Consider the following 21444-nt stretch of genomic DNA (forward strand, 5'->3'; position numbering starts at 1 on the left):
CTTAGCCGTGTCGTCCGCCGATGGGCAAACGCCATTGGTCGGGCCGAACGAGCAGCCCGTCCAATCGCCTTGCCGTCGGTCGATCACCGTTCGTGATTACAGATGTAGCCATGTAATACAGTTGGTGCGGCGGGCCCCTCCCCCTCAATTGATCGGGTCCGCCGCAAACCAGGAGATGGAACCATGAAGACAGCCCTCGCTACCCTCGCCGCCGCCGGTCTCGCCCTCAGCGCCACCGCTGCGCAGGCCGAAACGGTCCATGTTACCTACGACGATCTCGATCTCGGCAGCATCGCCGGACAGAAGGTGCTCTCCGCGCGCATCGATCGCGCCGCGCGCAAGGTCTGCGGCCACGATCGCGCTGGTACGCGCAACCTGCGGATGGATCAGATGACCCGCAACTGTTTCAACCAGGCAAAGGCGGAGGCGGGCAAGCAGTTCGCCGCGCGCGTGAGCGAACAGGCACTGGGCGGCTAACAACCCCAAGCACGCCCATTGCGGACCCCGGCCGGATGCAGTCCCCCGGCCGGGGTCCTTTTCGTTTGAAGATTGAACGTTCGTTTGAAGATTGAACGGCCGCAGGCTTGGAGCGGTCTGTGCGCGCCTAACGGCCAGCCATCGCCTTGACCTTGGGCAGGTAGGTCCGCCCGATCCGCAGGGCCTCATCGTCGCCCATTTCGACAGACCACACGCCAAGCCCGTCGTGCCGCAAACCGGTAATCCGGTCCTTGCGCAGGATGGTGGAGCGGTGGATGCGGATGAACTTGTCCGGATCGAGGCGCTTTTCCAGTCCGGCAATGGTTTGCAGCAGCAGATAGGTCCGCGCCGCTTCTCCCTCGCCCACATGCAGTCGGACATAGTCGCGTTCGGCGTCGATCCGCCCGACTTCGGAAGTCGCAATGCGGATCAGTTCGCTGCGATGCGGGATCCACAGTTCCTCGAGCCAGGCGCTGTCGGTGCGTTCGCCGTCACCGCGTCGGGCGATCGCGCGGGCCACGGCGCGTTCGAGCCGCTCGGGCTTGACCGGCTTGAGGACGTAATCGACCGCCTCGAGGTCGAAGGCTTCGACTGCGTAATTGTCATGTGCGGTGACGAAGACGATCGCGGGGCTTTGTGCCTTGTCGGTGAGCGCCTTCGCAACCGACATGCCATCGACTTCGGGCATCGTCATGTCGAGCAGGACGAGATCGGGCTCCAGCGCCTCGATCAACCGCAAGGCCTGTGCCCCGTCGCTCGCCGTTCCGACCACCTGCAATTCGCCGATCTTCGCGCAGATGACCTGCATGCGTTCGACCGCAAGCGGTTCGTCATCGACGATAAGCGTCTTGAGCCTGGAAGCGGGTTCGTCAGCCATGTTTCACCATCGGTAGTCTGAGTTCGGTCTCATAGCCCGTCAGCGACGGCCCCGAAACGATCGTCGCGGCATTGCCGAAGCGGGCCTCGATCCGGTCGCGGACATTGGCAAGGCCGATGCCGAAACCGTGATGGCCCGACGTTCCGGGGCCATCATCGCTGACGGTGAGGACAAGGCGGCCGTATTCCTCGCGCGCTGCAATGGTGATCGTGACCGGCCGGCTCGAAGCGGAGACACCATATTTTACCGAGTTTTCGACCAACGGCTGCAGGATCATTCCGGGCACCTTGAAGTGGGCCAATTCGGAAGGGAGATCGACGCGGACCTTGAGACGTTCGGGGAACCGCACCGATTCGATTTCGAGGTAATGCTCTTGCAGGTCGATTTCGTCCTCGAGGCTGACATCGCCCGTGGGATCGTCCGCGAGGCTGTGCCGGTAGAAGCGCGAAATCGTCTGGATCATCTGTTCTGCCCGGTCGGCCTTGCCGGTCATGACCAGCGCGGACAGCGAATTCAGCGTGTTGAACAGGAAATGCGGATTCACCTGGTAGCGGAGCGAGCGCAGCTCGGCCGCCTTGGCCGCACTGCGGAAGCGCTCGCCGCGGCGCTCTGCGGCCCGGGCTTGCGCGCCCGCAAGCAGGGCAAGAAACAGCGCAGCCCAGGCCAGCAGCAGGAAGTAGCGCCCGATCGCCAGGTCGAAGGTCATCTTCCACTGGTCGAGCGAGGTCGGCGCAGGCGCGATCAGCACGCTTTGCGGGACCGCTTCCTCCGCCTGTTCGACATCCTCGCCAATCTGCGCGCGGGGTAGGTCGATCAGCAAATTGCCGGCGTCGTCGCGGCGCAGGGCTATGCCGCGTTCCTTCCCCATTTCCTGCTCGATCTTTTCCTCAATCGAATCGAAAATCCAGCGATTGGCCTGGGCGATCATCATCGCCCCCGGCATGGCGGCGATCAGCGTGACCGCGATCTTGATCCCCAGCGAGCGATCCTCGACCACGCGCAGGATCAGCCACAGCAGGCCGGTCACCGCGACACCAATGATACAGACCAGAGCGCGCCGCCACAAAAGCTCGTCCTGGAACTCGAGCCCAACGACGACGCCGCGCAAGGTGATCAGGAGGAAATAGCACAGCCAAACGCCTGCCATGGAGGCGAAGACCACTTTGCCGGACAGGCGCTCGCTATCGGGATTCATCTGGCGTTCATCGATCGACACGCTTTGCGATGTGCCCATTCGCACGGGGAATTGCCAGCACGGCGGTCGAACGCGCTGTGCGGTTGGTCGACTGTCCGCATCGGTAGCCGCCGCAGCATTCCCCGCGCGAAGTCGCTCATCGCCCGCCATTCCCATGTTGCAGATTTGCGCTCCCCTGTCCGTACGAACGGCGGCAGGGGTCAAACAGCTTGGCCCCGGGAGGCCAGACGCCTAAGGCAACCGGAGCTTGCATAAGCGTGTTATTGATGTAATACAGCTCGCGGAACAATCATGACCCTGACCACCACCCGCCCCGACTATGCCGTTGCCCGCAAGGCGATGATCGACAGCCAGTTGCGCACCAGCGGCGTCAACGAAGCCTTCGTGCTCGAGCGCATGAGCGCTGTGCCGCGCGAGGAGTTCGTCCCCGAGGGCGCGCGCGCCACCGCCTATATGGATCGCGCGATCCGGCTCGAAACCGGCGGCTTTCTGCCCGCCCCGCTGTTTCATGGCGCGTTGCTGGCCGAAGCGCATCCGACCGCGGACGATAGTGTCCTCGTCGTCGATGCCGGGAGCGGGTACCTGCCTGCACTGGTCGAACCGCTGGTCGGCTCGCTCGATACCATGGCTCCCGAAAAGGCCGCCAATGGCAGCAAGCGCGGCGATTACACGCTGGTGCTGGTCGACGGGGCGATTGAACACGTGCCCGCTTCGCTGGCCAAGCTGGTCGGCGAGGGCGGCCGGATCGTCACCGGCATGGTCGATCGCGGCGTCACGCGGCTGGCCACCGGCCGCAAGTCGGGCAAGGCTCTCGCCCTGCTCCCGCTCGCCGAAATGGGTATCCCGCGGCTTGGTGCTTTCGACCGGCCGCAAAACTGGAGTTTCTGAATGCGTCGCGGAGGGGTAGCACGATTGGGATTGTTCGGGGCAGGCGCATTGGCGCTGGCCGCTCCGGCACAGGCGGATACGCTTCAGGAAGCGCTGACCGAAGCCTATCTCAAGAATCCGACGCTGCTCGCCGCTCGCGCCAACCAGCGCGCCAATGACGAGAACGTCCAGATTCAGGAAGCGCCCGGTATACCCAGCGTCAATGCGACGGGAACCTATATCGAGTTCATCAAGAAGTCGCCCAACAGCTTCACATCGCCCGACCGCACCTTGCAGGTCGGTCCCGAACTGACCGTGCCCGTCTATGCAGGGGGTGCGATCCGCAATGCGGTCAAGGCCGCGGAAGAGCGTGTCGCCGCAGGCCAGAATGACCTGCGCGCTACCGAGAGCGCCATCTTCAGCCAGGTCGTTGCCGCCTATATGGATGTGTTGCGCGCCGAAGCGCTGGTATCGCTGTCGGGCAATCAGGTCGAATTCCTCACGGTCAATCTCGAGGCGACCAGCGATCGGTTCGAGATCGGCGATCTGACGCGGACCGACGTGGCCCAGTCGCAATCGCGGCTGGCGGTCGCACGCGGCGAATTGCGCAATGCGCAGGCCAATCTGATCACCGCGCGCGAAACCTATATCCAGCTCGTCGGCGATGCGCCCGACGATCTCCAGCCGCCTCCGCCGCTGCCCAACTTGCCCGCGGATGTCGGCACCGCGGTCGATGTGGCGCTGGCCAACAATCCCGACTTGCTGGCCGCGAAAGAGCGCGCGGACGCGGCCGGTTTCGACACCGAGGTCGCCGGCGCCGGACGGCTCCCGCGGGTGTCGCTGTTCGCGGGTGCGACATACACCGATTATTTCAACACGCTCGCCGGGGGCGCGGCCGGAATCACGCAGGAAGAGACCACTGCCAATGCCGGCGTGAACCTGAGCATCCCCATATTCCAGGGCGGGCTGCCCGCCGCACGCCAGCGCCAGGCACAGGCACGCGAAACCGCCGCGCTCGAGCAGGTCATCGCGGCCGAACGCGAAACCATCGCGCAGGTCCGCGCGGCATGGTCGAGCTGGCAGGCCTCGCTCGCAGTCATCGAGAGCAGCCAGGTGGCAGTCGAAGCCGCTGCGCTCAGCCTCGAGGGGGTCCGCGCCGAAAATTCGATCGGGAGCCGCCAGATCCTCGATGTGCTCAATGCAGAGCAGGAATTGCTGAGCGCCCAGGCTCAGCTCGTGACCGCGCGCCGCAACGCCTATGTCGCGGGATTCAGCCTGCTGGCCGCCATGGGCCGCGCCGAAGCCCGCGACCTCGGCTTCTTGGGCGAAGGCGTTCTCTATGACCCGGCGGTCAATTACGAGCGGGTGAAGGGCCGTGTATGGGACTGGGATCGCGATCCCGAACCGGTCGCCGGTGCCACCAGCACCGCGGGGATCACCGCCCCCGATGCACGTGTTTCGCCGGAGGATGAAACCGCGACCGTTTCCGGCTATTGAGAGCCGTATCGAATCGGGTCGCGCCGATTCGCTGACAGGGGCTAGAATGACGATGCAGCAGCACGGTGAACCTTCGGTCGAAGAGATTCTCGACTCGATCAAGAAGGTGATTGCGCGCGACAATCGCGAAGGCGCGATCCTGGAACGCCGTCGCCGCGCGGGCAATCTCACCCGCGAATCGGAAGCCGAACCCGCGGATGCCGAGGAAGCCGAGGAAGTTCTCGAACTCGTCGAGGAAACGGCGATCGATGAATCGCTGACGGACGAGTACGATGAAGACGACAACGCAGAGGCCGATGCGCTGACACGCGGCGACACGCGCGAGGCAATGCGGCAGAATTTCGCCGCGCTCGCCATGCTGTCGCAGCCGGGCAAGCAACCCCAGATTGTGCGTTCAGGCGAAACTTCGCTCGAAGGGCTGGTCCGCGAAATGCTGCGCCCCATGCTCGCCGAGTGGCTCGATGCCAACCTTCCGGGCATGGTCGAAGACCTGGTCAAGGCCGAGATTTCCCGGATCGCGGGCAAGCGCAGCTAGGGACCGGCGCTGCCAGCTTGTCCAAGTCCGAAAAATCGCTGCACAAGGCCGAAAAGGCCCTCGCCAAGATCGGCGGCGCGCGCGCCGAACGGCAGATATTCCTGTGCGCGCTGGCCGAGAAGCAGAAATGCTGCAGCCGCGAGGATGGCAAGGCGGCGTGGGCCTATCTCAAGAAGCGCATGAAGGAGCTGGGCTTGACCGGTCGCGAGAGCACCGTCCAGCGAACCAAGGCCGATTGTCTGCAGATCTGCGCGGCCGGGCCGATTGCGGTCGTCTGGCCCGATAACGTCTGGTACCATTCGTGCCTCCCCGAAGTGCTCGAGGAAATCATCCAGCAGCACCTGATCGGCGGTGAAGTGGTCGAACGATACCGGTTGCGACCGGCGGACTAGTCGTCCTTGCGCAAGGGGTCTTCGATCGCTTCGTCGTGCCCCGTTCCCGAAGACAGGAACACCAGCCCCATCAGCGCGCTGGTGAGCAGCATCGTGAAGCCGATCCCCAGCGCCACTGCGATGTAGAAGTGGATCGACACTTCCTCCGCCCCGAATTTGTACAGCAGCGCGATGGCTATCGCGACCAGTCCCACGGTCAGCAGGAACATGAAGCGCATGATCCGGCGATAGCGCGCCCAGGCGAATGCGGCGCTTTGCGGATCGTCCAGGGGGCTCTTGCGGGTCATAGTTGCCGACATGGCGGTGATGGGGTCGCGTTGCAATCTCCGGCTGCATCCGATTCGCTTTTTGGCGGCGGAGGTGGCATTCTTATGGAACACAGAAACGGGAGGACAGCGCGCATGGACATCGGCAAACTGATCGAGGGGCGGGCGAGTGCAGACATCGTCTCCGCCAGTGTCGACACGCCCGTTCGCGAAGCGATTGCCCTGCTGGCCGAGAAGCGGATCGGCGCAATTCCCGTGATGCAGGGCGGCTCGGTGGCCGGTATCTTCTCCGAGCGCGATGTCATCTACCGCCTCGCGCAGGAAGGCGAGGTCTGCCTTGGCCTGCCACTGGGCGAGGTGATGACCGCACCCGCGATCACCGTCGAGCGCGGCCGGACCGTGCTCGACGCGCTGGCGCTGATGACCAAGCGCCGGATTCGCCATCTCCCCGTAACAGACGATGGCCGCATGTGCGGGTTCATCTCGATCGGTGACCTCGTGAAAGCGCGACTCGACGAGATCGAGCATGAGGCGGAAGCACTGCGCGAGTATATCCAGACCGCTTGAGTGTGGGCCGGCCGCTCCCTACATCATCGCCATGACCACGACACCGACTCTTACCGATGCCGCAGCGACGCGCGTCGCTGTCATTGCCGCCAAGCAGGCCAAGCCGGCGATCCTGCGGCTGTCGGTCGAGGGCGGCGGATGTTCGGGCTTTCAATACCGGTTCGGGCTTGCCGACACGGTCGAGGACGACGATTCGGTGAGCGAGCACGGTGGAGTAAAACTCGTGGTCGATGCCGTCAGCCTCGATCTCATCGCCGGCAGTACGGTCGATTTCGTCGAATCGCTCGGCGGGGCGGCTTTTCGGGTCGAGAACCCGCAGGCCGCTGCTGGTTGCGGCTGCGGTTCCAGCTTCGGGATTTGAATTAGACCCGCGCGCATGTTTGCGGCATCAGGGCCCGCATGCGTATCGCCAGCTTCAACATTAACGGGATCAAGGCGCGCCTTCCGCGCCTCAAGGAATGGCTCGAGGAAACCCGGCCTACCGTCGCCTGCCTGCAGGAAATCAAGACGATGGACGAGGGCTTCCCCGCCGACGAATTCGAGAGCATCGGCTACAAGGCCATCTGGCACGGCCAGAAGAGTTTCAACGGCGTTGCCATCCTCGCCGACGGTGTCGAGCCGGTCGAGATCCAGCGGGGACTCGGGATCGACGGCCCCAAGGAAGGCGAGGGCGAACAGGCGCGCTATCTCGAGGCCGAGGTGAACGGCGTGCGCATCTGCAATCTCTACCTTCCCAACGGCAATCCGCACCCGGGGCCCAAGTTCGACTACAAGCTTGCGTGGATGCAGAGGCTGCGTGCGCGCATGCAGACGATCTGGGATGAAGAAGTGCCCGCGGTGGTGCTCGGCGATTTCAATGTCATCCCCGAGGACAAGGACGTGTGGTCGGTCCGCGCGATGGCTTCGGACGCGCTGATGCAACCCGAATCACGCGATGCCTATCGGCGCATGCTAGCCGATGGCTGGACCGACGCGATCGACACGCTCAACCCGCGGGGCGGCGTATGGACCTATTGGGATTACCAGGCGGGCGCCTGGCAGCGCGACCACGGCTTCCGTATCGATCACCTGCTGTTGGCGCCCGAACTTGCCGATCGCATGCAGGCTGCTGGTGTCGACAAGGAGTATCGCGGCCGCGAGAAGGCTAGCGACCATACCCCGGTCTGGGTCGAGATCTCGGCCTGAACAGCATCGGTCCTGCAAGTGAGACAGAAAAAGGGGCCGCCGCGAGATACGCAGCAGCCCCCATGTTACAGTTCAGTCCGGACTCAGCGGTAGAAGACGTGCGTGTCGATCGTCGCGAGGGCGACCTTGCGCCGGCTCCACTTGGGTCGGACGTAATTTGCGTGGAAATAGAGCGCGTCGCTTGCCCGGCTGTCCCACAGGCCACGATGCGCGATCCGCGCGATGGCCTGCGCGCGCTTCCATGCGCCCGAGCCGGTGCGGATGCGCGGCATGCTGCCGCCTTTCACGAACGAGAATTGCGAACGCTGGAAAACCACGCCGCAATAGCTCGAAGGGAAACGCCGATCTTCGGCGCGGTTCACGATGACCTGTGCCACGGCGAGCTGACCATCGAGCGGTTCGCCACGCGATTCGAAATAGACCGCGCCGGCAAGGCAATGCAGCTCTTCGGAGAGCTCGCCTGCGGCGGGGAGCGATGTGACCAGTTCGCGCAGGCTGCCCGCCTGCGGCTCTGAATCGAGAACTTCGGCTTGGGCTTCGACCGGTTCGGGAAGCTCCTGCACCACGGCCTTCTCGACGAAGACGGGCACCACTTCTTCAGTGAGCGGGGCCTCTGTGGCGTTTTGGGTGGCTGCTTGCGCCGCAACCTGGGCGTTGGCTCCGGAACCCTCGGCTCCGGCAAAGATTGTAAGGGCAAGCGCGGCGATACCCGCGGTAAACCCGGTAGTCTTGCGTACCATTTGTGACAGACAACTGAGCGGTTGGCGGACTGACGCAGGCTGGGACCCAAGGCACGCTTTGTGCGGCCTGAAATTCGGATCCGGTTACGGGCCTGCCGGCCACCCCCCGTCTGCGTGCTAGCGTGCCGACCCCATTGTCGCCCAAACGCCGCCTGCGCATCGAAGCTGGCGGCCAAATAGTCGCATTTGCAATCAAGTCAAGTTAACCGGGCCCCCCTGCGACGAACCGTTCTGCGTTTTCGATATCCAGTTCGACGATCCAGCAGTCGGGGTCGCTCGCCTTCCGACGCGCCACGTACTCGTCGAATTCCCGTGTATTTTCATCATCTTGCTCACGCGAGCAGGTGAATTTTCGCGAGCCGTCGAGCTGCGGCATGCGTTCCCACAGGCAACTGTTGCGGCCATTTTTCGTGGTTAACACCAGAATCGTTCCGGCATCTTTTTCGCCCTTTTGCAGAACGACACCGAAACCCCCTTCGCTTTCGACCGCGCGAATCAGGCCGGAGACCTCGATATGGGCCGGAAGGCGCGCATCCATACCGTTCAGCTTTCGGCGAGATAGCCGGGCAGGCTGGAGAGCGGGATATGCGAGCGCATGAAGGTGCCCGTCCCGCGTCCGATCTCGTCACCCTCCTCATCCACCAGCCGCGATTCGGCCACGAAAACGCGCTTGCGTCCGCTCACCCAGCGCCCCTCGGCCACCACCCGGCCAATCCGGACGGGTTTGGTGAAATGCAGGTTGAACGACGTGGTGAGCAGGAAGCGGTCGCTGACGAAGGTGTTGGCGGCATAGAAACCTGCATCGTCGAGCATCTTGAAATAGATCGTGCCATGTGCGGCACCCGCAGCGTGATAGACCTTTTCGGTTACGTCGAAAGTGATCCGGGCCGCGCCTTCGCCGGTGATCTCTAAATGCGAATCGAACAGCGCGTTGACCGGGGCCGAGGCATACAGGCTCTCGAGCGCGCGAAAATGCCGCTCCGCCCCGCTGCTTGCGGCTCCGGTCATAGCTGTTCCTGCCTTCCTAGCGCGGCTCGACCCAACCGATCGACCCGTCGTGACGGCGGTAGACCATATTGTGTTCGCCGCTGCTACCGTTCTTGAACAGCAGGCCGTTGGCATTCTGGAGGTCGAGCAGCATGACCGCGTCGGCCACGCTGCATTCGGGGATCATCGCGCGGGTCTCGGCGATGACCGGCGGGCTGTCCGAGGCGATTTCCTCGTCATTGTCGGGTTCGGGTGCGCCAAGGATCGTGTAGGCAGCTTCGGCCTCGCGCACGGCATGCGCGGCTTGCTCGTGGCGGTCCTTGATCCGGCGCTTGTAGCGACGCAGCTGCTTTTCGATCTTGGCCGCCGCCGCGTCGAATGCCTGATGCACGTCATGCGCCTCGGCATGCCCCTTGAGGATCAGCCCCTGCATCACATGGGTGACGATATCCGACGTGAACGAGCCACCGGGGCCCTTGCCGAAGGTGACATGCGAAGAGATCGCGCGGCTGAAATACTTGTCGACAATGGAGTTCAAACGATCGTCGACATGCTCCTGCAAGGCAGCGCCGGTGTCGATCTGGTGGCCGGAAACACGAATATCCATATTGTCGTTTTCTCCTTTACCGTCCCCCGGTCCGATCCCAACTCACCGGCCCCTCAACCGGTTTCCGACAAGGCGGCTTCAGCCCCACAAGGCGTTGTCGATCCCCGCCATGAATTCCCTGTGCCGCGCCAGTTCGGCAGCGCTTGGCGCATGCGGCCGCGGTGCGCGCCGCGGCCCTGTCGGGGCGCTGCGGACTGCTGGCCGCTCCACGCTTTGGACGGTTTCGGCCGCGATCGCTTCCGCGGCGAGTTCAAGCCCGATCTGGCGACCGCCCTTCAGTTCGACATAGACTTGCGCCAGCAGTTCGGCGTCGAGCAGCGCACCATGCTTGACGCGATGGCTGCGATCGATGCCGTAACGCGAGCAAAGCGCGTCGAGCGAGAGCTTGGCGCCAGGATGCCGCTTGCGCGCAAGCGCGACTGTATCGACCATTCGCGTCATGCAGACCGGTTCGAAATTGCACAGCGCGAGCTCGGCGTTGAGGAAGCCGAAATCGAACCCGGCATTATGCGCGACCAACGGCGAATCGCCGATGAAATCGAGCAGTTCCTGCGCCAGGTGGCGAAACAGCGGCTTGTCCGACAGGAAGGCGGCCGAAAGGCCGTGAACCGCTTCGGCGCCAGCAGGCATATCGCGTTCAGGATTGAAATAGGCGTGGTAGCTTGCCCCGGTGGGGACGAGATTGACCATCTCGATGCAGCCGATTTCGACCATGCGGTCGCCCGTCTTGGGGTCGAGCCCGGTGGTTTCGGTATCGAACACGATCTCGCGCATCAGCATCTCTATCGGCCCCGTGCCGCCGGATTACAAGAGGGTTACAGTCCGGTCTACGCCGCGCTCTGACCGCGTAGCTGGTCGATCAGCTCGATAACCGCGTCCTCGGTCCGCTCGAGCGTGGTGCCCGTATCGATGACGTGGTCGGCACGAGTGCGTTTCTCGCTGTCGGGGGTCTGCAGCCCGAGTATATGGGCGAACTTTTCTTCGGTCATGCCGGGCCGGGCAAGCACGCGCCGCCTTTGCGCCTCCGCAGGTGCCGAGACCACCACCACGGTGTCGACCGCATTCACCCCGCCTTTTTCGAACAACAGGGGGATGTCGAACACGACCACTGGCGCCCCGGCATGCTCGAGCAGGAACGCTTCGCGCTTGGCGGCGACCGCCGGGTGGACGATCGCTTCGAGCCTGGCGAGCTTCTCGGGGTCGCCAAAGACGAGCGCTCCCAGTCTTTCGCGGGAAACACCGGTTTCGTCGGTGCTCCCCGGAAATGCCGCTTCGATTTCGGGGACCAGCCTTCCCCCCGGGCCCTGGAGTGCGCGCACTTCGGCATCTGCATCGAAGACGGGCACACCTGCTGCCTCGAACATGGCGGCCACGGTGGATTTTCCCATTCCGATCGATCCGGTGAGGCCAACTACGAGCGGTCTGGTCATGCGAGGAGCCTTTCGCGCAGCTCGGCATCCTTCTCGCGCGGGGGCTCGGCACCGAAGAAGTGGGAGAAGGCCGCAGCGGCCTGGCCGATCAGCATCGCATAGCCATCGATGGTCGCGTGACCTGCGGCCTGCGCGTCGCGCAGGAACGGCGTGTCGAGCGGATCGGTAACGATGTCATAGGCAATCGAACCGGGCGGGGCATGGCTCCAGTCGAAGGGCAGCGGCGGCTGTCCGCGCATGCCAAGCGGCGAAGCATTGATCACCAGGTCGCAGCACCCTTCGCGGCCGTCGAAGGCAAAATCGGTCGGCGCGGCGAAGTGATCGAGTGCCGCGGCGTGGTGCTCCGCCCGGGGGGCCAGTTCATCGAGCAGGCTGCGGGCCTTGGCAGGGTCGCGGCCTGCGAGCACGAGCGTAAAGCCGTTTTGCGCCAGACCCGAAATGATCGCGCGCGCCGCGCCGCCGGTGCCCAATATGCGTGCCATGCGGAAGTAATGCTGCCCGGCCAGCCGCTCGGCGAGCGGTTCGAGGAACCCCGCGACATCGGTGTTGCGCCCGACCAGCCTGCCATCCTGGGCCTTGATCACCGTGTTCACCGCGCCGACGCGCCGTGCCAGCGGTTCGAGCCGGTCGAGCAGTGGCATGATCGTCTGCTTATGCGGCATGGTTACATTGCAGCCGCGCCAATCGGGATCGTTGCGCCGCTCGGCGAGATAGGCCTCGAGCCGTTCGGCCGTGACATGTTCGGCGCGGTAATCCGCATCGAGACCAAGCTTGCCGATCCAGAAGGTGTGGATCAGCGGCGATTTCGATTGGCGAATGGGATCGCCGATGACTTCGGCATAGGCAGTCACGAGGGCAGGGCACCTTCATCACGCAATGCGCCGAGGACCTGCAGCATCGGCATTCCGAGCACGGTGAACTGATCGCCGGCGATGTTTTCGAACAGCTGGACACCGGGACCCTCGATCCGGAACACGCCGACGCAATAGGATACGGCGGGCCATTCTTCGGCGAGGTAGCTTTCGATGAATGCTTCGCTGAGTTCGCGAAAGCGAAGTCGCGCGAAATCGGAGCCGACCCAGCAGACGCGATCGCCCCGGGCCAGCGCCGCCGCGCTGTGCAGCGTCATGACCTTGCCCGAGAAAAAGCGGAGGTGCTCGGCGGCATCGGCGCGCGAAGCGGGCTTGTCGAACCGCTGTCCGCCGACTTCGACCAGCGAATCCGACCCCAGCACCAATTCGCCGGGCCGCTCGCTGGCTACCGCAGCCGCCTTGGCCGCAGCCAGCGCCTGAGCGATTTCGGCGGGTTCGGCATCCAACATCTCCTTTTCGAGTGCGCGCTCGTCTATGTCGGCCGCCTGCGCCTCGAATGCGATCCCGGCAGCGTTCAGCATTGCCTTGCGCGACGCGCTGTTCGAAGCGAGCACGATGCCGCTGCCTGCGAGACCCGTCATATCGGTTTCGCTCCCTGCGGCTCGCCACGCGCCTCGCGCTCGTTGTAAAGCCGGATAACCGCTGCCGCAGTTTCCTCGATCGAGCGGCGGGTCACGTCGATAACCGCCCAGCCATTGTCGGCGAACATGCGCCGCGCGAATTTAACCTCGTCTTTGACGCGCTCGTTGTCGACATAATCGGTCTCTCGCTCCTCGTTGAGCGTCAACAGGCGGTTGCGACGGATCTGGACCAGTCGCTCGGGTGCGGTGGTCAGGCCGACGACCATGGGGTTCTTCAATTCGAACAGCTTGGGCGGGGGCGGGCTCTCGACGACCAGCGGGATGTTGGCAACCTTGTAGCCGCGATTGGCGAGGTAGATGCTGGTCGGCGTTTTCGAGCTGCGCGACACGCCCGCGAGGAGAATGTCGGCCTCTTCCCATTCCTCCCAGCCGATCCCGTCGTCATGCGCGATGGTGAACTGGATGGCCTCGACGCGATTGAAATAGGCCTGGTCCATCGTGTGCTGGCGGCCGGGCCGACCATGTGCTTCCTGGCCGAGCGCCTTTTCCAGCGCTTCGGTCACCCGGTCGAGGATCGGCACTGCGGGAAGGCCCAGCTGGCTGCAAGCTTCTTCCAAGCGCGCGCGGGTTTCCGGATTGACCAGCGTGAACAGCACGAGGCCCGGATTGCTCTTGAGTTCGGGCAGAATCCGTTCGAGGTGCTGGCGGCTGCGCACCATCGGCCAGAAATGGCGCACGACGTCGGCATCCTCGAACTGCGCGAGCGCCGCCTTGGCGAGCATCTCGAGCGTTTCACCGGTGGAATCGGAGAGCAGGTGGAGATGGATGCGATTGGAGATCGGCGGGCTCCGCAGCCTGTGGAGAACGGGTGGCATAAACCACGGGAGAAAGCTGGCGACAAGTTCGGGAACAGAAACGCTCCCCGATACGAGTCCTTCGCGGGGCGATTCCCGCACAGCAAATCCGATTTCTCCGCAGGGGTGGGGACAGCGGGCATAAGTTTGACTCGACTCATGGCCGGTGGCGAGTCGCGATCCCGGCAGTGACCCTTTGCAGCACGGGAGAAATCGGGCAGGGGCCGGTTATCCCTGAAATCCACAGGGCCAACAGACTCCAGCAACCTAATATAAATATCATTATTTATTGGATTGGACCCTCTCGATGCCTGGACTCCTACTCGACACGCTGAACGGCAAGCGCGCTGATCGCGTGCCTCTCTGGCTCATGCGGCAAGCAGGACGTTACCTGCCCGAGTATCGTGCTCTGAGGGAACAGAAGGGCGGATTTCTCGCGATGGCCTACGACAGCGAGGCCGCGTGCGAGATTACGCTCCAGCCGATCGACCGGTTCGGTTTCGATGGGGCGATCCTGTTCTCCGACATCCTCATCGTGCCGCATGCGCTGGGCCAGCATCTCGAGTTCCTTGCCGGGGAAGGGCCCAAGCTCTCGCCTGCGCTGGCCGACACCTCGCTCGAGGCGCTTGCAGCCGACCGAACCCGCTACGAGCCGATTTACGAAACCGTTCGGCTGTGCCGCCAGAGATTGCCCCAAGGGGTGACCATGCTGGGCTTTGCAGGCAGTCCGTGGACCGTGGCGACCTATATGGTCGCGGGCGAAGGCAGCCGCGACCAGCACGCCGCGCGGGCGATGGCCTACGGCGACCCGGGCAAGCTGGATGCCATCCTCGATGCGATCGTGGGCGAGACGATCGACTATCTTTCGGGTCAGATCGCGGCGGGTGCGGAAGCGGTCCAGCTGTTCGACAGCTGGTCGGGCAGCCTCGCCCCCGACGAATTCGAACGGCTGGTAATCGGTCCCAATGCGCGGATCGTTGCCGCGCTTCGCGAGCGGCATCCCGATACGCCGGTGATCGGCTTTCCGAAGGGGGCCGGGGAGAAGTTGCCGGCTTATGCGCGGGAAACAGGGGTGCAGGCAGTCGGGGTGGATGAAACCATCGATCCGGAGTGGGCCGCACGGGAATTGCCCGCGGGAATGCCCGTCCAGGGCAATTTCGACCCCCTGCTGCTACTGGCCGGAAGCGACCGGCTCGAAGCGCGTGCGCGGTTCATCCTCGAAGCCTTTGCCGATCGACCGCATGTTTTCAATCTGGGGCACGGGATCGACCGCCGTACGCCGATCGCGCATGTCGAGCGCTTGCTGGCCACCGTACGCGCTTTCGAGGGGTGACGCGGGCATGAGCGATCCCTACATGGACCAGCGATGCAGGAAGCGCTCGCAATGACCTATCTGTGGCTCAAGGCAGGACACATCATATTCATGGTGTTCTGGATGGCAGGCCTGTTCATGCTGCCGCGGCAGATGATCTACCTGCATGCGGCTGCTGCAGGATCGCCTGAAAGCGATCTCTGGGCCAAGCGCATGGGATTGCTGCGCAAGGTCATCCTGACCCCCAGCCTTCTCGTCGTTTGGGTTCTCGGGCTGGCTCTGGCGATGACCATCGGCGCATGGGACCAGGGCTGGTTCCATGCCAAATTGCTGTTCGTGATCCTGCTGACCGGCTTCCACGGCATCATGGTGGCGCGGTCGAAGAAAATGATCGCGGGCGAACGTCCGATGAGCGAGAAGCAGTTGCGCATTTGGGGCGAATTTCCCGGAATCGCGCTGGCGATCATCGTGGTTCTCGTGATCGTCAAACCCTTCTGAGTTGCGACATATCGCATTCGCGATTGACGCCCTTGCGGCGCGCTCGTAATTGAAGCCCATCTACCGGCTACGGGCCTCGCATATGGACGAGGCCGGGTCCGCTTTCTCCAAGCCCATACCGACCTGCCGGCCATCCAAACCCGAATACCGAGTGAAGACACATGCATCTCAAGGATCTGAAAGCAAAAGCCCCGGCGGACCTGGTCGCGATGGCCGAGGAACTGGGCGTCGAGGCGGCCGGCACCATGCGGCGGCAGGACCTCATGTTCTGCATCCTGCGCGAACTCGCGGATGACGAGGATTACAACGAGGAAATCATGGGGATCGGCACCATTGAGGTGCTGCAGGACGGCTTCGGCTTCCTGCGCAGCCCCGAGGCGAACTACCTTGCCGGTCCGGACGATATCTACGTCTCGCCCAACCAGATCCGCAAATGGGGCCTGCGTACCGGCGATACTGTCGAAGGCCAGATCCGTGCGCCGCAGGAAGGCGAACGCTATTTCGCCCTGACCGGGCTGACCGCGGTCAATTACGAAGACCCGGCGAATGTCCGCACGCGGACGAATTTCGACAATCTCACGCCGCTCTATCCCGAAGAGAAGCTGACGCTCGACACGCTCGATCCGACGGTGAAGGACAAGTCGGCGCGGGTGATCGACATCATTTCGCCGCAGGGCAAAGGCCAGCGCGCGCTGATCGTCGCGCCGCCGCGGACGGGTAAGACGGTGCTGCTGCAAAACATCGCCAAGGCGATCACCGACAACCATCCCGAAGTGTTCCTGCTGGTCCTGCTCGTCGACGAGCGACCCGAGGAAGTTACCGACATGCAGCGCAGCGTGAACGGCGAAGTGATCTCCTCGACCTTCGACGAGCCCGCGAACCGCCACGTCCAGGTCGCCGAAATGGTGATCGAGAAGGCCAAGCGGCTGGTCGAGCACAAGAAGGACGTCGTGATCCTGCTCGACTCGATCACGCGCCTTGGTCGCGCCTACAACACGGTGGTGCCGAGCTCGGGCAAGGTGCTGACCGGTGGTGTCGATGCCAATGCGCTGCAACGCCCGAAGCGCTTTTTCGGTGCGGCACGCAATATCGAGGAAGGTGGCTCGCTGTCGATCATCGCCACTGCGCTGATCGATACCGGTAGCCGCATGGACGAGGTCATCTTCGAAGAGTTCAAGGGCACCGGTAACTCGGAAATCGTACTCGACCGCAAGGTCGCGGACAAGCGCATCTTCCCCGCGCTCGATGTCGGCAAGAGCGGCACGCGCAAGGAAGAGCTGCTGGTCGAGAAGGACAAGCTGTCAAAGATGTGGGTGCTACGCCGGATTCTCATGCAGATGGGCACGGTCGACGCGATGGAATTCCTCCTCGACAAGATGAAGGATTCGAAGACCAACGAGGACTTCTTTGCCAATATGAACCAGTAGGTTCCCTTGCGGGTTTATCCGCACGACAAAATAGTAACAATCGAAAGATTTTTGCGTTAGGGGGAAGCGCGTGACACCGCTTCCCATCTTCGACCTCGGCCAGGTCGCATTGACTGCCGTACTTGATCAATTGCGCGAAGGCATCATCGTCACCGACGAAAGAGGCTCTATCCGTTATGTGAACGAGGCGGCACGTGTCATGCATGGGGTCGCCGAACTCGATGTCGTCCCGGAAGACTATTCCGAACGTTATCATCTATTTACGATCGAGGGTGAACCTTACCCGCCGGAAAAGCTTCCCCTGGCGCAAGCCGTTGGCGGGGCGACTGTCGTGGATGCGCCATGGGTCATTCGCAGGCCCGATGGCAGCGACGTCCATGCGATCGGTACGGCCAAGCCACTGCTCGGCGAGAATGGCGAGCAGGTCGGTGCCGTGCTCACCATTCGGGATGAGAGCGAAACCAACCGGACACGAGGCGAACTGCGCGACAGCGAGGATACGGTTCGCGCGTTTTTCGAGACCGCGGGCCTTTATACCGCAGTGATCGATCTGACCGGCGACGATTTCGAATTCGTGATGGGTAACAGCCGGATGGCCGCGGCACTGGGTGTGGAAACCCTCAAAGGTCAATCGGGAACGGCGTTGCTCGGTGAGGAACGCGCCGATGGGGTCAGCGCACTGCTGCGCACGGCGGCTTTGTCAGACGATCCCACGATCCTCGAATTTCCTTGGCGCGAAGAAACGCGCGACCGCTGGTTCGTTTCGACCGTCACGCGGATGCATAATGCGCGCAGGCGCCTTTTCGTTGCAACTCTGGACATCAGCGACCGCAAGGCGGCCGAGCGGGATCTGGCGACAGCGCTCGCTACGAAGGATCTGCTGTTGCACGAGGTCAACCATCGCGTGAAGAACAGCTTGCAGATCATCTCTTCGCTGCTGAAACTTCAGGAGCGCGCTGCCGACGACGAAGTGACCACCAGACTGCGCGAGGCACGGGGGCGGGTGGAGACCGTCGCACGCGTGCACGAACGGCTTTACGATACGGACGCGCATGACCGGGTCGAGATCATCGCCTATCTGGAGGATCTCTTGAGCCATGTGGTGGCGAGCGTGGGCCACCGGGACGGGATATCCTTCGATTTTTCTCATTCCGGCGGACGGTTCGAGCTGGGAGTCGAAACCTCGGTTCCCCTGGCGCTGATCATGGTCGAGATGGCCATCAACTCGGCAAAACATGCTTACGGTTCGGGGGATACCGGCACGGTTTCGGTTTCGACCGAGATCGCAGGCGAACGGCTACGGATGGCGATCTGCAATGACGGGGAAGGCGTGAAATCCGCCGCCAACCCGGAAAGCAGCAGCTTGGGCCAGCGGATCGTCAGCGCGCTCGCCGCCCAGCTCAACGCGGAGACAACCTATCTGCCGGCAGACAGGGGTACCTATTTCGAACTGACTATGCCGCTCGCCGCCAAGGCTGCGACCAGCTGATTATTTCTGCATGGTCTCGAGCATTGCGGCCATCTGTTCCCAGACCTTGTTGACGGCTTTCAAGGGCCGCACCATGACCTTGAAATCGATGATTTTTCCATCGCTGTCGAAACGGATCAGATCGATTCCGTTGACGTGGATGCCATCCATCTCGGTGGTGAATTCGAGCATGGCATTGTCGCCGTCGACCAGTTCGCGGACATATTCGAAACTGTCGTTACCCAGGGTCTGACCCGCCGCTGAAAGGTAGGCGACGACGATGGGCCGGCCGCGTTGCGGCGTATGGACCACCGGGGAATGGAACACGGCATCCTCGGCAATGATGGCCGCAAGTGCATCGGGCGAATTGCCACCCTGCATCACATCGTGCCAAGCTTTGAGTCCACGTTCCGCCGTCATGCTGCCTCCCCGAATGTATCCGCCCGTGCGGCGGCCCAGGCGCTGGCATACGGCGTGCTTTCGGAGGAGTCGAGCAACTCCCCGGGTTGGAGGAAGTGATGAAGCCGATCGATGCTGTCGGATTGTGCACCGTTCTGCCGCTCGGATATGTGAGCGGGTGCAATCTGCCACGGATTGTCGAGCCCCATCGCGACCACCATTTCACGGAAGGAATGCAACGTATGGCGTTGGAAGCGAGCCACGCGTTCGGCCTTTTCCATCGGGACGAGACCACGTTGGCGGGTGGCATCCTGTGTGGCGATCCCCGTCGGGCAGGTATCGGCATGGCACTTCATCGACTGGACGCAACCGAGCGCGAACATGAAGCCACGACCGGCATTGCACCAGTCGGCGCCCAAGCCGAAATTCATGGCCATTCCTGCGCCCGAATGGACCATTCCTGCCGCCGCCAGCTTGACCTCGGGTTTGAGGCCGGTGCCGACAAGCGCGTTGCGCACCAGGATCAGACCTTCGCGCAGCGGCATTCCGACACGGTTCGAGAATTCGACTGGCGCCGCTCCGGTTCCCCCCTCGGCACCGTCGACCACGATATAGTCTAGCGTGATTCCCGTCTCGCGCATGGCTTTCATGATTGCGAAGACTTCGTGCGGCTTGCCGACACACAGCTTGATGCCGACCGGCTTACCGCCGGAAAGCTCGCGTAGTTCTCCGGCCCATTCGAGCAGTCCGATCGGGGTGGAGAAGGTCGCATGCGCAGGCGGCGATATGCAATCGCTGCCCATGGGCACGCCGCGGGCTTCGGCGATCTCTTGGGTTACCTTGCTTCCCGGCAGCACGCCGCCATGGCCCGGCTTGGCCCCTTGGCTGAGCTTGATCTCCACCATCTTGACCTGGGGATCGCGCGCGTTATCGGCAAATTGCGCAGGGTCGAATTGGCCATCATCGGTTCGGCACCCGAAATAGCCGCTACCGATCTCCCAGACCAGATCTCCCCCGTGAGAGCGGTGGTAGCGGGAAATGCCGCCTTCACCGGTGTCGTGGTAGAAATTTCCGGCCGCCGCGCCCTTGTTGAGCGCCATGATCGCATTGGCAGAGAGCGACCCGAAGCTCATTGCCGATATGTTCAGCAAGGCTGCGGAGTATGGCTGCGTGCATTGCCGGCTGCCGACATCGACCCGCCATTCAAGGGGGGCCTGCGCATTGGGGACGATGGAATGAGCGAGCCACTCGTATTCGTCGGAGTAGACGTCGAGTTCGGTGCCGAATGGATGGGAATCGAGTTGACCCTTGGCGCGCGCATAGACCAGCGCCCGCTGCTGGTGATTGAAGGGCCGGCCCTCGAGATCGCCTTCGACGACGTAAGCCCGTGCGTACGGCCTCAGATCCTCCATGATCCAGCGAATATGCGCGAGCAGCGGGTAATTGCGCCACAGCGTGTGTTTTCGCTGAAAGAAGTCGTAGGCCGCAAGCAGCAGGAGGGGGAGGGTGATGACCAACCCCCATCGTAATGTGTCTACGAGTCCGAAAAGCGCGGTGAGCAGGACAACGACGGCGGTCGGCCCGAACCGCATGAACAGTTCGGAGGACTCGCGCAGATGTGCCCGGTTCTTCATCCGCCGAGATGCTGGGCGAAGAACTCGCTTGTGCGACCATCGGCGAGTTGCGCGGCTTCGTCTGCGCGGCGCTTGCCGAATTCGGTGGCGAAACCGTGGTCGAGCCCCTCATAGTCGTAAAGCGTGACCTTGGGGTGATCGTCGAGCCCCTCATGCATCGCCTTCTGCGTATCCTTGTCGACGAAGCCGTCTTCGGTCGGAATATGCAGGAGCAAGGGATTGGCGATCGCGTGCTTTTCGCCAAGCAGCCCGTCGATGCCGACCCCGTAATAGCCTACGCTCGCATCCACATCGGTGCGCGCTGCGGTCATATAGGCGAGCCGTCCGCCAAGACAGTATCCGACGCAACCAACCTTGGCGACGCCCTCTTTCTCACGGATATGATGGATGGTCGCTTCGATATCGCGGATGCCCTGATCCTGGTTGAACTTGCCCATCAGGTCGAGCGCGCGCTGGAATTCCGGTTCGACATCGGGGTCGAGTTCGACACCGGGTTCGAGCCGCCAGAAGAGATCGGGTGCGATCGCGAGATAGCCATCCTCGGCCAGCTTGTCGCATTTGCGGCGGATGCCCGCGTTCACGCCGAAGATTTCCTGAATCACGACGATCGCGGCGCGCGGCGTATCGGCAGGGCGCGCGACATAGGCGTCGAAAGTGCTGTCGTCGTTCAGCGTGGTAACGGTGACGGTTTCGCTCATGGTTTGATGGCTCCCTCGGTTCGTTCGGTGTCTTATGCTTGCATGACGCGTGATGCGGACCCAGATAGGGCCTTGCAAG

The 21444-nt window shown here is 63.1% G+C and carries 27 protein-coding genes; 12 read left to right on the plus strand and 15 right to left on the minus strand.

Annotated features, from left to right (window positions below; all coding sequences use genetic code 11):
* The first annotated feature begins 183 nt into the window (after positions 1-183).
* Positions 184-477 (plus strand): UrcA family protein, encoded by a 294-nt coding sequence (locus FHS69_RS09420; RefSeq protein WP_166777479.1) that lies wholly within the window; start codon positions 184-186, stop codon positions 475-477.
* 127 nt (positions 478-604) lie between these two features.
* Here FHS69_RS09420 and FHS69_RS09425 read toward each other — a convergent pair whose 3' ends face one another.
* Both FHS69_RS09425 and FHS69_RS09430 read right to left on the minus strand, forming a co-directional pair.
* Positions 605-1354, minus strand: a complete 750-nt coding sequence (locus FHS69_RS09425; protein WP_130585709.1) for a LytR/AlgR family response regulator transcription factor — start codon at positions 1352-1354, stop codon at positions 605-607.
* Positions 1347-2588: a sensor histidine kinase gene (locus FHS69_RS09430; RefSeq protein ID WP_243844605.1), complete on the minus strand. Its 1242-nt coding sequence runs from the start codon at positions 2586-2588 to the stop codon at positions 1347-1349. The genes FHS69_RS09425 and FHS69_RS09430 overlap by 8 nt, the downstream gene beginning before the upstream one ends.
* 252 nt (positions 2589-2840) lie before the next feature.
* Here FHS69_RS09430 and FHS69_RS09435 point away from each other — a divergent pair, with 252 nt between their 5' ends.
* Genes FHS69_RS09435 through FHS69_RS09450 form a run of 4 tightly spaced genes read left to right on the plus strand, consistent with a single transcriptional unit; the run spans position 2841 to position 5840 of the window.
* Positions 2841-3437, plus strand: a complete 597-nt coding sequence (locus tag FHS69_RS09435; protein WP_094062279.1) for a protein-L-isoaspartate O-methyltransferase family protein — start codon at positions 2841-2843, stop codon at positions 3435-3437.
* Positions 3438-4913, plus strand: a complete 1476-nt coding sequence (locus FHS69_RS09440) for a TolC family outer membrane protein (RefSeq protein ID WP_166777480.1) — start codon at positions 3438-3440, stop codon at positions 4911-4913.
* Positions 4914-4965: 52 nt separating this feature from the next.
* On the plus strand, positions 4966-5448 hold the full coding sequence (locus tag FHS69_RS09445; protein WP_166777649.1) for a DUF2497 domain-containing protein: 483 nt from the start codon (positions 4966-4968) through the stop codon (positions 5446-5448).
* Positions 5449-5465: 17 nt separating this feature from the next.
* The gene (locus FHS69_RS09450; RefSeq protein WP_166777481.1) at positions 5466-5840 is read left to right on the plus strand and encodes a (2Fe-2S) ferredoxin domain-containing protein; all 375 of its coding nucleotides are present in this window, start codon (positions 5466-5468) and stop codon (positions 5838-5840) included.
* Here the strand turns inward: FHS69_RS09450 and FHS69_RS09455 are convergent.
* Positions 5837-6127, minus strand: coding sequence for a hypothetical protein (locus tag FHS69_RS09455; RefSeq protein WP_067505004.1), 291 nt, complete (start codon positions 6125-6127; stop codon positions 5837-5839). The genes FHS69_RS09450 and FHS69_RS09455 overlap by 4 nt on opposite strands.
* 114 nt (positions 6128-6241) lie before the next feature.
* Here FHS69_RS09455 and FHS69_RS09460 point away from each other — a divergent pair, with 114 nt between their 5' ends.
* Genes FHS69_RS09460 through xth form a run of 3 tightly spaced genes read left to right on the plus strand, consistent with a single transcriptional unit; the run spans position 6242 to position 7858 of the window.
* Positions 6242-6673: a CBS domain-containing protein gene (locus FHS69_RS09460; RefSeq protein ID WP_094062282.1), complete on the plus strand. Its 432-nt coding sequence runs from the start codon at positions 6242-6244 to the stop codon at positions 6671-6673.
* Positions 6674-6704: 31 nt separating this feature from the next.
* Positions 6705-7034, plus strand: coding sequence for a HesB/IscA family protein (locus tag FHS69_RS09465; RefSeq protein ID WP_166777482.1), 330 nt, complete (start codon positions 6705-6707; stop codon positions 7032-7034).
* Between the two features lie 38 nt (positions 7035-7072).
* The gene (xth, locus tag FHS69_RS09470) at positions 7073-7858 is read left to right on the plus strand and encodes an exodeoxyribonuclease III (protein WP_166777483.1); all 786 of its coding nucleotides are present in this window, start codon (positions 7073-7075) and stop codon (positions 7856-7858) included.
* Between the two features lie 83 nt (positions 7859-7941).
* On the opposite strand, the gene FHS69_RS09475 is transcribed toward xth, so the two are convergent.
* From FHS69_RS09475 to FHS69_RS09515, 9 genes are all read right to left on the minus strand, one after another.
* On the minus strand, positions 7942-8598 hold the full coding sequence (locus FHS69_RS09475; protein ID WP_166777484.1) for a cell wall hydrolase: 657 nt from the start codon (positions 8596-8598) through the stop codon (positions 7942-7944).
* A gap of 202 nt (positions 8599-8800) precedes the next feature.
* Complete coding sequence (locus tag FHS69_RS09480; RefSeq protein WP_166777485.1) at positions 8801-9136, minus strand: DUF1491 family protein; 336 nt, start codon at positions 9134-9136, stop codon at positions 8801-8803.
* Between the two features lie 5 nt (positions 9137-9141).
* Positions 9142-9606 carry a PaaI family thioesterase gene (locus FHS69_RS09485; RefSeq protein ID WP_067465275.1) on the minus strand — a complete coding sequence of 155 codons (465 nt, stop codon included), beginning with the start codon at positions 9604-9606 and terminating at the stop codon, positions 9142-9144.
* 16 nt (positions 9607-9622) lie between these two features.
* The gene (gene hpf, locus FHS69_RS09490) at positions 9623-10192 is read right to left on the minus strand and encodes a ribosome hibernation-promoting factor, HPF/YfiA family (RefSeq protein WP_067465271.1); all 570 of its coding nucleotides are present in this window, start codon (positions 10190-10192) and stop codon (positions 9623-9625) included.
* Between the two features lie 78 nt (positions 10193-10270).
* Positions 10271-10966 (minus strand): DNA polymerase III subunit epsilon, encoded by a 696-nt coding sequence (dnaQ, locus tag FHS69_RS09495; protein WP_067466070.1) that lies wholly within the window; start codon positions 10964-10966, stop codon positions 10271-10273.
* A 53-nt stretch (positions 10967-11019) separates the two neighbouring features.
* The gene (coaE, locus tag FHS69_RS09500) at positions 11020-11622 is read right to left on the minus strand and encodes a dephospho-CoA kinase (RefSeq protein WP_166777486.1); all 603 of its coding nucleotides are present in this window, start codon (positions 11620-11622) and stop codon (positions 11020-11022) included.
* On the minus strand, positions 11619-12473 hold the full coding sequence (locus FHS69_RS09505; RefSeq protein WP_166777487.1) for an NAD(P)-binding domain-containing protein: 855 nt from the start codon (positions 12471-12473) through the stop codon (positions 11619-11621). The genes coaE and FHS69_RS09505 overlap by 4 nt, the downstream gene beginning before the upstream one ends.
* Positions 12470-13075, minus strand: coding sequence for a Maf family protein (locus FHS69_RS09510; protein ID WP_166777488.1), 606 nt, complete (start codon positions 13073-13075; stop codon positions 12470-12472). The genes FHS69_RS09505 and FHS69_RS09510 overlap by 4 nt, the downstream gene beginning before the upstream one ends.
* Complete coding sequence (locus FHS69_RS09515) at positions 13072-13950, minus strand: pyruvate, water dikinase regulatory protein (RefSeq protein WP_067465259.1); 879 nt, start codon at positions 13948-13950, stop codon at positions 13072-13074. The genes FHS69_RS09510 and FHS69_RS09515 overlap by 4 nt, the downstream gene beginning before the upstream one ends.
* A 286-nt stretch (positions 13951-14236) precedes the next feature.
* Between FHS69_RS09515 and hemE the strand changes: the two genes are divergently transcribed.
* The 4 genes from hemE (at position 14237) to FHS69_RS09535 (ending at position 18655) form a co-directional block, all read left to right on the plus strand.
* On the plus strand, positions 14237-15262 hold the full coding sequence (hemE, locus tag FHS69_RS09520; RefSeq protein WP_166777489.1) for a uroporphyrinogen decarboxylase: 1026 nt from the start codon (positions 14237-14239) through the stop codon (positions 15260-15262).
* Between the two features lie 33 nt (positions 15263-15295).
* Entirely contained in the window at positions 15296-15739 is a 444-nt protein-coding gene (locus FHS69_RS09525; RefSeq protein ID WP_166777490.1) for a CopD family protein, read from the plus strand.
* 161 nt (positions 15740-15900) lie between these two features.
* Positions 15901-17166, plus strand: a complete 1266-nt coding sequence (gene rho, locus FHS69_RS09530; protein ID WP_067465250.1) for a transcription termination factor Rho — start codon at positions 15901-15903, stop codon at positions 17164-17166.
* 70 nt (positions 17167-17236) lie between these two features.
* Complete coding sequence (locus FHS69_RS09535; protein ID WP_166777491.1) at positions 17237-18655, plus strand: histidine kinase dimerization/phosphoacceptor domain -containing protein; 1419 nt, start codon at positions 17237-17239, stop codon at positions 18653-18655.
* Here the strand turns inward: FHS69_RS09535 and FHS69_RS09540 are convergent, their stop codons facing one another.
* From FHS69_RS09540 to FHS69_RS09550, 3 genes are read right to left on the minus strand one after another with little or no spacing between them, the layout of a single operon-like run.
* The gene (locus tag FHS69_RS09540) at positions 18656-19054 is read right to left on the minus strand and encodes a nuclear transport factor 2 family protein (RefSeq protein ID WP_067505030.1); all 399 of its coding nucleotides are present in this window, start codon (positions 19052-19054) and stop codon (positions 18656-18658) included. It abuts the gene before it with no gap.
* The gene (locus FHS69_RS09545; protein ID WP_166777492.1) at positions 19051-20667 is read right to left on the minus strand and encodes an FMN-binding glutamate synthase family protein; all 1617 of its coding nucleotides are present in this window, start codon (positions 20665-20667) and stop codon (positions 19051-19053) included. Before FHS69_RS09545 ends, FHS69_RS09540 begins: the two co-directional genes overlap by 4 nt.
* Positions 20664-21365, minus strand: coding sequence for a dienelactone hydrolase family protein (locus FHS69_RS09550; protein ID WP_166777493.1), 702 nt, complete (start codon positions 21363-21365; stop codon positions 20664-20666). Before FHS69_RS09550 ends, FHS69_RS09545 begins: the two co-directional genes overlap by 4 nt.
* Positions 21366-21444: the final 79 nt, after the last annotated feature.

This window comes from Qipengyuania flava (assembly GCF_011762005.1).
In the GTDB taxonomy this organism is placed as follows: domain Bacteria; phylum Pseudomonadota; class Alphaproteobacteria; order Sphingomonadales; family Sphingomonadaceae; genus Qipengyuania; species Qipengyuania flava.

What these genes read in the sequence shown, in the direction of transcription:
- FHS69_RS09420 (WP_166777479.1), top strand. Translation starts at nt 184, where the DNA reads ATGAAGACAGCCCTCGCTACCCTCGCCGCCGCCGGTCTCGCCCTCAGC.
- FHS69_RS09425 (WP_130585709.1), bottom strand. Translation starts at nt 1,354, where the DNA reads ATGGCTGACGAACCCGCTTCCAGGCTCAAGACGCTTATCGTCGATGAC.
- FHS69_RS09430 (WP_243844605.1), bottom strand. Translation starts at nt 2,588, where the DNA reads ATGGGCACATCGCAAAGCGTGTCGATCGATGAACGCCAGATGAATCCC.
- FHS69_RS09435 (WP_094062279.1), top strand. Translation starts at nt 2,841, where the DNA reads ATGACCCTGACCACCACCCGCCCCGACTATGCCGTTGCCCGCAAGGCG.
- FHS69_RS09440 (WP_166777480.1), top strand. Translation starts at nt 3,438, where the DNA reads ATGCGTCGCGGAGGGGTAGCACGATTGGGATTGTTCGGGGCAGGCGCA.
- FHS69_RS09445 (WP_166777649.1), top strand. Translation starts at nt 4,966, where the DNA reads ATGCAGCAGCACGGTGAACCTTCGGTCGAAGAGATTCTCGACTCGATC.
- FHS69_RS09455 (WP_067505004.1), bottom strand. Translation starts at nt 6,127, where the DNA reads ATGACCCGCAAGAGCCCCCTGGACGATCCGCAAAGCGCCGCATTCGCC.
- FHS69_RS09460 (WP_094062282.1), top strand. Translation starts at nt 6,242, where the DNA reads ATGGACATCGGCAAACTGATCGAGGGGCGGGCGAGTGCAGACATCGTC.
- FHS69_RS09465 (WP_166777482.1), top strand. Translation starts at nt 6,705, where the DNA reads ATGACCACGACACCGACTCTTACCGATGCCGCAGCGACGCGCGTCGCT.
- xth (WP_166777483.1), top strand. Translation starts at nt 7,073, where the DNA reads ATGCGTATCGCCAGCTTCAACATTAACGGGATCAAGGCGCGCCTTCCG.
- FHS69_RS09475 (WP_166777484.1), bottom strand. Translation starts at nt 8,598, where the DNA reads ATGGTACGCAAGACTACCGGGTTTACCGCGGGTATCGCCGCGCTTGCC.
- FHS69_RS09480 (WP_166777485.1), bottom strand. Translation starts at nt 9,136, where the DNA reads ATGGATGCGCGCCTTCCGGCCCATATCGAGGTCTCCGGCCTGATTCGC.
- FHS69_RS09485 (WP_067465275.1), bottom strand. Translation starts at nt 9,606, where the DNA reads ATGACCGGAGCCGCAAGCAGCGGGGCGGAGCGGCATTTTCGCGCGCTC.
- hpf (WP_067465271.1), bottom strand. Translation starts at nt 10,192, where the DNA reads ATGGATATTCGTGTTTCCGGCCACCAGATCGACACCGGCGCTGCCTTG.
- dnaQ (WP_067466070.1), bottom strand. Translation starts at nt 10,966, where the DNA reads ATGCGCGAGATCGTGTTCGATACCGAAACCACCGGGCTCGACCCCAAG.
- coaE (WP_166777486.1), bottom strand. Translation starts at nt 11,622, where the DNA reads ATGACCAGACCGCTCGTAGTTGGCCTCACCGGATCGATCGGAATGGGA.
- FHS69_RS09510 (WP_166777488.1), bottom strand. Translation starts at nt 13,075, where the DNA reads ATGACGGGTCTCGCAGGCAGCGGCATCGTGCTCGCTTCGAACAGCGCG.
- FHS69_RS09515 (WP_067465259.1), bottom strand. Translation starts at nt 13,950, where the DNA reads ATGCCACCCGTTCTCCACAGGCTGCGGAGCCCGCCGATCTCCAATCGC.
- hemE (WP_166777489.1), top strand. Translation starts at nt 14,237, where the DNA reads ATGCCTGGACTCCTACTCGACACGCTGAACGGCAAGCGCGCTGATCGC.
- FHS69_RS09525 (WP_166777490.1), top strand. Translation starts at nt 15,296, where the DNA reads ATGCAGGAAGCGCTCGCAATGACCTATCTGTGGCTCAAGGCAGGACAC.
- rho (WP_067465250.1), top strand. Translation starts at nt 15,901, where the DNA reads ATGCATCTCAAGGATCTGAAAGCAAAAGCCCCGGCGGACCTGGTCGCG.
- FHS69_RS09540 (WP_067505030.1), bottom strand. Translation starts at nt 19,054, where the DNA reads ATGACGGCGGAACGTGGACTCAAAGCTTGGCACGATGTGATGCAGGGT.
- FHS69_RS09545 (WP_166777492.1), bottom strand. Translation starts at nt 20,667, where the DNA reads ATGAAGAACCGGGCACATCTGCGCGAGTCCTCCGAACTGTTCATGCGG.
- FHS69_RS09550 (WP_166777493.1), bottom strand. Translation starts at nt 21,365, where the DNA reads ATGAGCGAAACCGTCACCGTTACCACGCTGAACGACGACAGCACTTTC.